Raw genomic sequence first — 12,761 nt, forward strand, 5'->3', positions numbered from 1 at the left:
TCGAGCCAATACGGCTTGATACGCATAACGGTTCACTTTATTAATTGCAATAATGCTCTAAATTGATCGGTCCCTGCTTTTTCTAGCCATTGAAATATCACACTCTCTGTACAAGTAATAATAGCACCCGCTGCAGATAGCTGCTTAATAGCTAGCTTTTTATGGTTTTGATTTCGAGAAGCAATGGCATCTTCAACAACGAATACTTGAAAGCCTGCAGCCAGCAAGTCTAAACATGTTTGCAACACACACACATGTGCTTCAGTTCCTGTGACTACTACCTGAGCTCGTTTATAGTCAGCTAACTTGTGGTTAAAATCATTTTCTAAACAGGCGCTAAAATGAATTTTATGGTAACAATTTTCTGCTGTAATAAACGGCACGAGTTCTTCACTGGTATGGCCTAATTTCGAAGGATTTTGTTCTGTAAATAAATAGGGGATCGCCAGTAACTTAGCACTATTTAACAAGGTAGCTGTGTGTTGTACAACATTAGTAAAATCGTCAATAACAGGGGCTAATCCAGCTTGCTCATCAATGATCAGCAGCATTGCTTGGCTTTGTTGGCATATATATGAATGGCGCATTACTTCCTCAAACTATGATAATTATTAAAGTTATAGCATAGCTTTCTAAATATGAACTAAGCAGACATTGTTACTAAATTATCTTTTCAGAACCATAAATTACGTTCATAATTGTGCTATATTTTGTTAAAAATTATGCGCAAACACTAATTTAGGGTTAATCAGTCAGTGCCTAAACGTTTTCTTTTTGTTTTCTTATTTGTCTTTTCCGCGCTCATTCCCACTGCGTTGGCACAAAACTATGCACTGCAAATCCAACGCATTTCTACCGATGAAGGCCTAACACAAGGTAGCGTAACTAAAATTGTTCAAGATGATCTGGGCTTTATATGGATTGGTACTTATCAAGGTTTAAACCGTTATGATGGCTATAAAGTAAGCTCTTTTGCTGGTGAGTATATTCTCGATCAACGCCAAATTACATTTCTAGCCAAAACACAAAACGGTAAAATATTTGTGAGTACGGAGTTTTCTGGGGCGTTTTTTATTGATCCAAAGACTCTAAAAGTCGAAAAAATATATTCAGGCAAACTCAATCCAGAAGATCCCTACTTTTCACCGATTTTATCTATCACAGAAGATGATAATTTTTATTATTTTGCAATCTCTCAGCACGTTTACTCTTACAATAAGCAGTCGAAAAAGTTTTTACATGAGTTTTCAATCAATAAAGAAGAACATATTGTTCGTGCACTAACAATTTACGATAGCTTTTTATACATAGGGACATCGACGGGGCTCTTTTCTAAAAATTTAGCGGATGACCATGTTTCTCATATCCCGCTCACCGAGAAAAAAAATATCACCGAAGATAATAGAAACGTCAAACTTCTTCATGTTGACCCTCAACTAGGCTTACTCGTTGGTACAGTTGAAGGAATGTATGATATTCCCTTTAACGCTAATCGTTTACTTGCATTTGAAAAGGTCAATCTCTTAATTCCTCAGTTAAATATCTGGGACTATTCTGCAAGTTCATTTGGTGAATATATTGTCACCGAAAAAGGATTGTATGAGTTCAACCGTGAATCTTTAGCTATCGACTTTATCCTAAGCTTCGACCAAAGTAAGTTTTTGATGACTGATAACACCATACCTGATGTTATGGTTGATAAAACTGGCTTGCTTTGGCTTGCTTCGCGCTCGCAAGGGGTGTTTACATGGTCAACACTAGCAAGGCGGTTTAAGCATATTGAGTTAAAAACACCTCAATATAGCTATAACAATAATGTATGGACCGTATTACAAGAAGATGATGTGTTGTGGATAGGCACTGATAATGGCCTTATAAAGTATAACCAAAACAACAAAGAGCTAACGCCCTATTTAGTAAGCAATGATGAAAAAGCTTTCCATGGTGAACATGGGATTTATGGAATAGCTAAAGCCGAACTTAATGGCAATAACCGCTTTTTATGGTTAATGAAGTACATAGGGCTTGGCCTATTTGATAAACAAACAGGCAAGCTTGTGCAACTAAACGGTGACCCAGAAACAATCGAGACGCTTACCAAAACGCCTAATTGGGGTTTTCATACCATGGGACCAGACCAGTTTGCATTTGTAGATGAAGAAAATTTTTACAAATACAATGGTAAGTCAGGTGAACTTAGCCCTATAAAAGGATTAAAAGAACAGCTAGAGGCCGCGAACACTTACACTTTTTTAAAACCTCTATCAACTCACCCTGACGAGTACCTAATCAGTATGTCTAGTAAGCTGTTTAGGTATAATGAAAGCACGCAAAAGCTCACGCTTGTCTACGAGGCTACAAACTTTAACCCATTAGCTTTTGCGACTATCCATGATTGGGTGATTGATTATAACAATATACTTTGGCTCGCCTCTTCTGATGAAGGGTTAATAGGTATTGATGCAGATACATACGAAATAAAACACCGCATTAATCGTCAATCAGGTTTAAAAGCTAAATCAGTATTCGGTCTTCAAATTGATCGTTTCGGCTTTTTATGGATGAGTACACAAAATGGTCTATATCGTTTAGATTTGAGCTCACTTGCGCTCGATAGCTATTTTATAAGAGATGGTCTGGCTGTTAATGAATTTAATTTCGACGCAGATACGACTTTTGATAACGGTGAGATTGCTTTTGGCTCTACCCGTGGTGTACTTATCGCAGCTCCCGAAGACTTCTTATCACCTGCTGTAGAAATAGGTAACATCACGACCGAAATAACGGATGTATCATTACTATCGCGAGAGCTCAATTATCATCCTTACAAGTATGTAAACTCACCATTGCAGATCACCTCAGAAGATATGGGCTTAGGTGTGAGTTTTTCTAATTTTGATACCATTAATAAAGATAAGACACTGTATAAGGTTACGCTGGATGGCCCAACATCGTTGCAATACGATAAATTAAAGACCAATGAAGTTTTCTTCACAAAATTACCTCCCGGTGATTACGTTTTATCGATTTCGTCTTCATCAGAAATGAGTGAGGCTATTTCAGCAACAAGGCAACTGCGCTTTAATGTCGCTCACGCCCCTTGGACATCCCCCATAGCAAAGACCTCATATGGCGTAATTATTTTTACAATATTACTGATCATCTTTTGGCAATATCGAGCTCGCCAACAAGCGATCAGTCGTGCTCATGTTGAGGTTTTAAAATCACAACAACAAACAGAGCTTGCCTTAAGCAGTAACAAAAGTGGCGTATGGGAGATCAATCTAGACAATGACATACTCTACACCAACCGTTTTTCGGCTGAACTTGGCTATAATGAGTTCAAAGACCGCATAGCGATTAAAGACTTTATTGCCTTAATTCACCCACACGATCGCAATTATGTTATCAATAAATGGCAGTTGTTCTTAAAAGAAGCCAACAAACAACAGTGGAATATTACCTATCGTTTAAAACATAATAATGGCGATTGGCTTTGGTATGAAGATGTTGGCCGGGTAGTAGAAACGAATGAGACAGGCGGCCCCTTAAAGGTTGCGGGCTTTTACACTAATATCACCGAACAAAGAGCTAATGCCCAGCAAGCAAGTGTACTTGGGGAAGCCTTTAGTCAAATTAATGATTGGCTGCTTATTTTAGATAATACACTCATGCCTTTTTCTGCAAACGCCAGTTTTAGCGAAGCATTTGCAACACCAGCAAATATTGCTGACTTAACAACGAGAGACTTTATCAACGCGATAGGTCGAACTAAATACTTTGAATATGTAAGTATTTTAAAAACACTCAAACCCAAGCAAAACTGGAAAACAGAAGCCTTTATTCGCACCTTAAAAAATGCTTCGCACCCGGTGCATATTAGTGTCACAGCGGTTGCTAAAGACAGTCAAACGATTAACTATTACGTCATCGTGATTTCTGACTTAACGGAACAAAAACGCGCTGAGGATGAGTTAAGATATTTAGCAAATTACGACTCTTTGACTGGGCTACCAAACCGTACCTTAATGTATGCAAAAATCAATAGCAGCATTAATCGCGCTAAAAAGCACAATAAGTTAGCCGCTTTGTTATTCATTGATTTAGATAAATTTAAACCTGTAAATGACTCATTTGGTCATGCTGTCGGCGACCAACTGTTATGTAATGTAACACAACGAGTTAAACAGATACTGCCACAAAGTGCGCTCGTTGGCCGTCAAAGTGGTGACGAATTTTTAGTGCTTGTTAAAGATTTACAATCTCCTCAAGCATTGAGTGAGCTAGTTAAAAAGCTCACCAAAGAGCTTGCCAATAAAGTAATCATTGATGATTTTTCTATCAATATATCAGCAAGTATCGGCGTAGCACTTTACCCATTCGATGCAAAAACAGCAGATGATCTCATTCGAAATTCAGATATTGCTATGATGCATGCCAAACAATCTGGCAGAAATAACTTTAAATACTTTACTGAGCAAATGAATAACCAGTTAACTAAAAAGTTATTGCTAGAAAATGCGTTAAAAGACGCATTCAAAGACGATATTTTATTCAACAATTATCAACCTATTGTCAATGCAAACACGAAAACCATTAATGGTGCAGAACTTCTAATGCGCTGGAAGACCGTACAAGGTTATGTGTCTCCTGCAGAGTTCATTCCTATTGCCGAAGAAATTGGTTTGATTGATTTAATGACCGAGCAAGCACTTGACCGAGCACTGACAGAGCTAAAACCTATACTGCGTGCCAACCCAAAATTTTACTTGTCTTTGAACTTGTCGCCCACCCATATTCTAAAGTCAAACTTAACTGAACGTTTGCTAATGATCCTCAACAATCATCTAGTTAAACCTATTCAGCTGCGTCTTGAAATCACAGAAAACACGCTACTCGAAGACAAAGACAAAGCATCAAAACAACTGCAAAAACTCAAAAATGCAGGCTTTAAGTTGTTACTTGATGACTTCGGAACTGGTTACTCGTCACTAACCTATTTAAACCAATTCCCGATAGATGTCATAAAAATTGACCAAAGTTTCGTACGTAACATTGGTTCTGATAACAGTAATGAATCAATCATTAAGACCATTCACGCCTTATCCGTGAACCTAGGCTTGTATTGTATCGCCGAAGGTGTTGAAACACTTGAGCAGATTAACTTTTTACGCAATATGGGTTGTGATGATTTACAAGGCTATTACTTTGCAAAGCCAATGGAAGCTGAAGATCTAATCAAAGAAAGTACCATTCAAGCTATTGTAGATCGTTTAAACGAGTTGTAAGCCACTTATTTAAACACTGATAAAGCTCATCTTTGTTTATTGGTTTAGATATAAAGTCATCCATTCCCGCGACCAAGCAACGCTTTTGATCTTCTTCAAACGCATTTGCAGTGATAGCAATAATGACTGCATCACCATAACGTTCAGGGTTTTGTTTTATTTTTTGAGTACATTGGTAACCATCCATATTTGGCATCTGACAATCCATTAGAATGATATCTACATCAGACTTTTCTAAGTGCGCAAGCGCTTCAATACCATCATTAGCTTGATGCAATGAACACGAGGTATCTAACATCATTTTTTTAAGGACAATTTGATTTATAGGATTATCTTCAACAATTAAAACTTGGATCCCTTTTAAATCAGGTTTTTGTACATTTTGGCTTTGCATTACTTTTGCGTCACTTTGCACAATAGGCACTTTAATTGTAAATTCACTACCTTGGCCTTGTTGACTTTCCAGTGATAACGTACCGCTCATCAACTCCACAATACGCTGGCTGATTGTTAAGCCTAAACCCGTTCCACCGTATTTACGGGTAGTTGAAATATCTGCTTGGGTAAATTCATTAAATAGTTTAGCTTGCTGCTCAGCTGAAATACCAATACCGGTATCACGCACTCGAATAACTAAATACGGCTCTTCAATAGTACAGTTTAATGAAATTTCACCAGTTTCTGTAAACTTACCCGCATTACTCAAAATATTATTAACGACTTGGCTAAACCTTAATGGATCTAAACTAATATAATTTGGAATGTCGTCTGCAATAGACAAGCTGAACTTTACTGTCGGCTTAACACTTGTATTGCTAAACACCTTGGCGAGTTGACTAAGCAAAGCTTTGATTTCAACAGCCCGATACTCTAATTTAAGCGCCCCAGCTTCAATTTTTGAAAAGTCTAAAATGTCATTTAAAATCAGCAGTAAATTACTAGCACTTTGATGTATCATCGCCAACTCTTCACGCTCAGTCTCAGGTAAGGTTTGGTTATCTAACAACAGTTGCGTCATCCCTAAAATGCCGTTGAGTGGGGTACGTATTTCATGACTCATATTTGCTAAAAACTGTGACTTAGTTCTATTAGCCTGATTGGCAAGCCTTACCGCTTCAACAAGCTCATTCGTTTTATCATTTACTTGCTGCTCGAGTTTGGCGTTAAAGTCTTGTAATTTATTATTAAGCTGTTCATTTTCGTGATTAGCGTGATGTAAGCGACTAAAGCTCAAGGCAAGCTTATTTGCCAAACTCGAAAACTGAGCCTGCAATCGACTTACTTCTAACCATGTTTCGGGTAAGTGAGCTTTGGTAATTGCATTTTCAGGATCAAACTTATCTATTTGCTCTGCCAACTTTAATATTGGCGTAGTAAGCCAGCGGCTAAGTTGAGTGATGAAAATACTGGTCAGTAAGATAATAAAAATAATCATCACAATAGATTGCCCCCATGCACTGACCGCAACGTCATTTGCATAACGACGATTAAGCATGGTTACAACCAACCAATTATGCTCACTTGAACGCGCCTCACGAGCATAAAATTGTTGCTCATTTTCAATATTAAACATTTTAAAGCGTGTATCATCGTAAAAGGTTGTTAGTTCATCAGTTGTCAGTTGCTGTAGCTCAGTAAAATCATCTAAAGTGCTATAAACAACCTTGTTTGATGCATCAAGTATTAATAACTCACCTTCGTGCGTAAACAAACTTGGTCGCAAGCCAGCAAAATAATCAAACATCAGTGAACCTTCTACAACACCAGAAAACATCCCATCGGTGTATATTGGCGCAGATACAGCCACTATAGGTAAAGAGCCAAATCCCCGGCCTTTAAAGATTGTTGATATGTAGCCGTTGTGATTGTTAGGGGCGTTAATGAAATAGTCTCTATCTGCAACATTGGCGCGAATATTAGATTGCTGTAGGCTGACAGCTAATGACTTAGGATAAAAATGTGTAACATCAGCAAGCGCATCAACGATGATTTGTGTCCTAAAACCAGGGTATAAATGCGCCATGTTTTCGAGGGCAATTTGCTTAGGAACACCACTAGCAATACTTTTTGCAGTTAGAACAACCCCCTTCTTGTGATGATCAAGATGCGCATCAATATTACGTGTGATCTCCTTAGCTTTTTCTTTTAATTGGGCATTTATCTCATACTCAATCCGTGCATAGTGATTGTTGGTTAATACTATTGAGGTCAAAATAACAACTAACACAACGAGTAGGGTAACAACGTAATTTAAAATTTTATAAAGAGACGAGTAATGTTTATGCCAAGAGTAACGGCTGAAAAAGAAACTTAATAAGTCGATAACCGAAAGATAAATCGCGGCATTTAAGCAATATTTAGCCAACGCAATTGCGATAGTTAGAATAGGAAGAGCTAAGAAGAAGTGCCCAAAGGCCCACAATGCAGGTAACCCTAAAGCAAACCAAAACATCATCCCTCTGAGAAAAACCGGCTTTGCTTTAGATAAACAAACTATCTGCAGATAAATTAATTCGAGTGCAAAAACAATGGACGGCCATGCATGACCCCATCGATAAAAGATAAATCCAGTGCTCAAAATAAAGGTGATAACTGCAAATCGCCAGCCTAAAAGCAATAAGCTTAAGATAACGAAAAGCTGACCGAGTAAAAATTCAGAGCTATCTAGAAACCAAATAGGCAGTAAATTAACAACACCTGCGATGCATCCTAAAAGCACCGCAGTCATAAAGTTAAAATATACTGGTTTATTTTTAAGCAAAGGCGCTATTCCACTAATATGTTCTACCTTTAACTTAAAAGAAAAATTAACATTTTACCAATTTAATTAACATGGTGACATTCATGACTTTCTACCTGCAAAACACTTTTTTCGATATTAAAGCGCACACGTAGGAGCGTCTCAATTTTTAAGCGACACGCCTCATCATGCTTTTCAACAGTACAATGGCGCTTTAAGACCACGTGCGCACCAACCACGATGTCTTTGTCATGGCGTACCACTGTAACATTATGAACATTTTGTACATGCTCAACTGAGGCAATACTTTGCTCTATCTCTGATACATCTGGAAGTTTACTTTTGTTTTCCATAAGTCCTTTGATACAGCGGGTAATTACTTTTACTCCCGTGAACAAAACAAAGGAAGCGATCAACATACTTGAGATGATATCGATTTCAGGCCAGCCAGTTAAATGAATTAAAATACCTGCAAAGAAAGTAGAAACTGTAGAGATTAAGTCAAAAAATGAGTGCAAAAATACCGCATACACATTAATACTGGCTTTACGTCCTTTATACAGAACCCATGCAGCAGCACCATGAAATAAGAAGCCAATCGCTGAAATCACAGACATTAAATAGCTATTAATCTGTAAATCATGTCCATCAGAATGGTGTAAAAACCGCTCTCCCCCTTCAAATAAGATGATCACACTAATGCTCAGATACAAAATGCCATTGATTAGGCCCCCTGTCAGTTCAGCACGCTGGTAACCATCGTTATAATTTTTTGCAAAATGAATCGCCATGCTTGAAGCGATCAAAGCAATAAATAAAGAGCTGTTATGAACAAATAAATGCCCAGCATCGGCAAGTACAGCAAGCGAGTTTGAAAAGTAGGCACCGATGATTTGAATAACCATAAACGAGCATGTTATTGCTAAGGCAATTAACAAGCGGCGTCTAGATGCTTGGTGCGTAGTAATATCTGTCATGAAGAAGTGAAAAACCTATTCGCTGTATAAAGAAATGATATAAAGTAGCAATTGTAATACGAGAAGCACTTAAACGCACTAAAAACTTAGGTACTTAGCCCTTTTTGAAAGTTATTTGCGCAATTCATAAGTTAAAAAGAGTTCAACCTACAGAAGAGAGTAAAGCGTTAACAACGAAATGGTTAACACTTATGACAATGACAAATCACACCTTAAATTGGCTCACTAAATCTTTAAGGTGCTGTGCACGCGATAATAAGCTTTGCGTACCACGTTGTTGTTGCTCTGCGTTATCATGAATTTGTGTTGCACTGTCTGAAATATCATGTGCCGACTGATTGATATGTTCAACGACTGTGCCCTGCTCCTCAGTCGCAGCAGCAACTTGATGATTACCTTGACTAATAACTTCAAACTTTTGCTGAATAGATTGCAACGCAGACACTGCAATATGTGTCAGCTCAGTCACCTTTTGACTACTTTGAGTACCTTCAGCTATCGCTTCTTGTGATTGCAATGAAGAACTTTGTAAACGTGATACCTGCTCTCTTATTTCTGATGTCGACTTTTGAGTACGTTGTGCAAGTGAACGCACCTCATCTGCAACAACAGCAAAACCACGCCCCTGTTCACCTGCTCTGGCGGCTTCTATAGCAGCATTGAGCGCCAACAGATTAGTTTGTTCCGAAATAGCATTGATCACTTCAACAACTGAGTTAATTTCTGCAGCCTGATTGGCAAATTCGCCGATACTCTTATCAACCGTGAGCAGAATGTCGTTAAGTTCATTCATAGTTTGAGCGGTCGCAGCCATGCTTTGATTCGTTGCAACGGTTTCTTTTACGGCCTCTTCGGTGTCGTTAGCAGTACGATGGGCGATATCAGACACTTCATTGATCGTTTGTCCCATTTCTGTGATAGCTGTCGCAACTTGATCGGTCTGGGCTCGTTGGTCATCAGTTGCGGTAAATGTCTTGTTTGCAAAACTTGCTAGCTCATCAATGCCTTCACGCATGGCTTGCTCTGTAACACTGATTTCATCAACGAGCTCAGCGACTTTGCCTATAATTGCGTTAAATCCCTTAGCAAGATGACCCAATTCGTTATCAACGCTATCGTCCAAACGCTTTGTTAAGTCACCACCGTGGCCGGCCATACCGAGCAGTTCGTCTCCCACACCGCGTATTTTCTTACTTAACCAATTCGCAAAATACAGAGTCAGTACCAAAAAGATAACAGCAAGCACAACGCTAACAACAATAGATATCCAAACAACCTTATTAATCGCACTGGAAATCTCTTGCTTTGGCTGTATCGCAACTAAGGTCAAACCTGTCCCCTCAATTGGCATAACCCCAGCGTAAACATCTTCACCACTCAGTTCTACTTGCGATAATATAAAACCATCATGTTGGTTTTTCATTAGCTGCTGCAATGTGCTCAATGAACTTACATCTGAAACTGGTTTGCCAATGTAGGCATCATTTGCATGGGCAATAATGCGCTTACTATCGTCAATTAAAAATAAGTAACCTTGCTCGCCTATTTTGCGCGACGTGACAATACTAGAAATATCTGAAATATCATATCCAAGCCCAGCAACACCAAGACGTTGCCCTGCTATTTCAACCAAAGTATTTACATATAGAGTCAGGTGTCCACCTTGTTCACTGACATCTAATGCGAGCGCTTGGCGTTTATCTGAGCGGATGAAATCAAAAAACCAACTGTCTCTTGGCTCACTTTGTGAGATTGATTTAAAAAAGCCATCTTGTGTGTAATAACTCATCGAGTTTTTACTCACCCAAAACACCGATGATGCACCACTCTTTTTTTGTAAATCAGCAAAGTAAGCCATTACGCGTTGATGGATAGGCGAGTTTTTCTCACCTTCGGTCATCCACGTATGCAGAATTTGGTTTCCTGCCAATGATTTTGAAACAGAGATGGGGTAACGCATTTGAGCATCAATTTCAGCAGCAACTTTACCCACAGCATCTGGCAGAAGCTGTTGTTCAGTTTGTTGATAATAAAGCCCTGAAAATTGGCTGGTGTTGATTAAAGCACTAACCACAGTGACAACAAATAGTGCAATTAATACAAAACTAATAAAAATAGTCCGCAGCGATAGATTTCGCATGTGGCAAACCTCATACTTTAATAGTGGATTTTTAGGTTAGAGGCCATCCTTGCGTCTTATTTGCAATTTTAGATAACAAGTCAATGTTAAGCAATTGCAATTTAAGCTTTTATTATTGTTTTAAGTTAAATGACTATCAAACTCAAGCACACCATTAACAGATTCCACGCTGCTTCTCTCCCACTCTAAAAGACTCACTAAATTAACGCTGATTGTCGTAAATACTTTGACTCTAAGGTTCGGTGATTATTGTTATTTTTTGTTTATATGCTTTAGGTGACATGCCGTACCAGCGATTAAATGCATGATGAAATGCACTAACCTCTGAATAGCCACACAAAAAAGCAATTTCTGTTAGTGATAAGTCTGTTTCGCTTATAAGCGAAGTACTTTTTTGTTGTCGAAGTTTGGTTAATTCTTGACTAAAAGTCGTGCCTTCTTTTGCAAGGCGCCTTTGCAGCGTTTTCTCGCTCACATTTAGTGCGTGCGCCATTACACTGCAACTAACTTGTCCTTGGGTTAAATGCTCTTCCAGTAAAATGCGCAAAATATCTGTGACATTAGTTTGAGTTGTGATTTTAATTTGACCTGACACGACTGACTGGCTTTCTACTAATTCACTAAAAAATAAGCTATGGGTTTTAGCGCCATATTCAATTGGGCAGTTAAAATGTTCATTAATTTCGGCATTAGGCTCTTTACGTTGTAAATAAACTCGACTTGGACACCAGTCCTTTCCCTTTACTGTTCGAGCTATTTTTAAACAAAATGCCATTGGCGCTTCATAGCTAAGTAAGGACATATCGCGTTCACCATCGTTAAAGTTAAATCGCAACTCATACTCGTTACCATGATCAATTAACGACACATTATGGGTATCTCCCATCAGTTTTTGATAGCGTAAAATCAGTCGAAATGCACTCAGCAAATGTGTTGCTTGAATGATGGCCATACCAACGACAGGAATAGCACGCACATTCATATTACTGCCTACATACAACCCCAAGTGCGTATCGGGCAATAAAGCTTGTGCTTGTTTCCATAGTGTACTGACATTAGCCTGTGGATACCGTGCTGTTTGACTGCTCAAATCGGCTAACGGAATATTAGCTTGTGCAAATAACTCATTAATCGGCAAACCTTGCCACTTAAATGACTCAGCCATAGCCCTAAGCCACCAGCTTGATAGGGTGCGCATACATGTCCTGTAAAAACAATTTAATGACCCATATTATCAAGTAAAATAATAAATAAAAGCCTATTGTTTACCTGTAATTAACAAAGGAGACAACAATATGGGCACTGTAGCAAGTAAACGCGAGTTCGCGAGCTTTAAAGAGTTTTACCCCTACTACTTACAAGAACACAAAAATAAAGTCTGTCGTCGCTTACATTTCTTTGGCAGTTGGTTAGTTTTGGCAATTTTGTTTGCCGCTATTTATCAACAGCAATATAGCTGGCTAATTTTATGCCCACTTGTGGGTTATGGCTTTGCTTGGGTGGGGCATTTCTTTTTTGAGAAAAATCGCCCAGCGACCTTTACGCACCCATTTTATAGCTTCATAGGCGATTGGGTGATGTTTAAAGACATTATTATTCGTAAAGTGCCATTTTAG

The 12,761-nt window shown here is 38.5% G+C and carries 7 protein-coding genes; 2 read left to right on the plus strand and 5 right to left on the minus strand.

Annotation, left to right across the window (positions count from 1 at the left end):
• Window positions 1–32: 32 nt before the first annotated feature.
• Window positions 33–587 carry an isochorismatase family protein gene (locus tag L1267_RS18105; protein WP_235383700.1) on the minus strand — a complete coding sequence of 185 codons (555 nt, stop codon included), beginning with the start codon at window positions 585–587 and terminating at the stop codon, window positions 33–35.
• A gap of 168 nt (window positions 588–755) precedes the next feature.
• Here L1267_RS18105 and L1267_RS18110 point away from each other — a divergent pair, with 168 nt between their 5' ends.
• Window positions 756–5,288 carry an EAL domain-containing protein gene (locus L1267_RS18110; protein WP_235383701.1) on the plus strand — a complete coding sequence of 1,511 codons (4,533 nt, stop codon included), beginning with the start codon at window positions 756–758 and terminating at the stop codon, window positions 5,286–5,288.
• On the opposite strand, the gene L1267_RS18115 is transcribed toward L1267_RS18110, so the two are convergent.
• The 4 genes from L1267_RS18115 to L1267_RS18130 form a co-directional block, all read right to left on the minus strand.
• Window positions 5,260–8,016 (minus strand): response regulator, encoded by a 2,757-nt coding sequence (locus tag L1267_RS18115; protein ID WP_235383702.1) that lies wholly within the window; start codon window positions 8,014–8,016, stop codon window positions 5,260–5,262. The genes L1267_RS18110 and L1267_RS18115 overlap by 29 nt on opposite strands.
• 95 nt (window positions 8,017–8,111) lie before the next feature.
• Window positions 8,112–9,005 carry a cation diffusion facilitator family transporter gene (locus tag L1267_RS18120; protein ID WP_135926923.1) on the minus strand — a complete coding sequence of 298 codons (894 nt, stop codon included), beginning with the start codon at window positions 9,003–9,005 and terminating at the stop codon, window positions 8,112–8,114.
• 205 nt (window positions 9,006–9,210) lie between these two features.
• A complete protein-coding gene (locus L1267_RS18125) occupies window positions 9,211–11,145 on the minus strand; it encodes a methyl-accepting chemotaxis protein (RefSeq protein ID WP_138557770.1) in 1,935 nt (644 codons plus the stop codon).
• Window positions 11,146–11,377: 232 nt separating this feature from the next.
• The gene (locus tag L1267_RS18130; protein WP_138557771.1) at window positions 11,378–12,343 is read right to left on the minus strand and encodes an AraC family transcriptional regulator; all 966 of its coding nucleotides are present in this window, start codon (window positions 12,341–12,343) and stop codon (window positions 11,378–11,380) included.
• A gap of 97 nt (window positions 12,344–12,440) precedes the next feature.
• Between L1267_RS18130 and L1267_RS18135 the strand changes: the two genes are divergently transcribed.
• Window positions 12,441–12,761 carry an Mpo1-like protein gene (locus L1267_RS18135; protein WP_135926920.1) on the plus strand — a complete coding sequence of 107 codons (321 nt, stop codon included), beginning with the start codon at window positions 12,441–12,443 and terminating at the stop codon, window positions 12,759–12,761.

The organism is Pseudoalteromonas sp. OFAV1 (assembly GCF_021532595.1).
Lineage (GTDB): Bacteria > Pseudomonadota > Gammaproteobacteria > Enterobacterales > Alteromonadaceae > Pseudoalteromonas > Pseudoalteromonas lipolytica_C.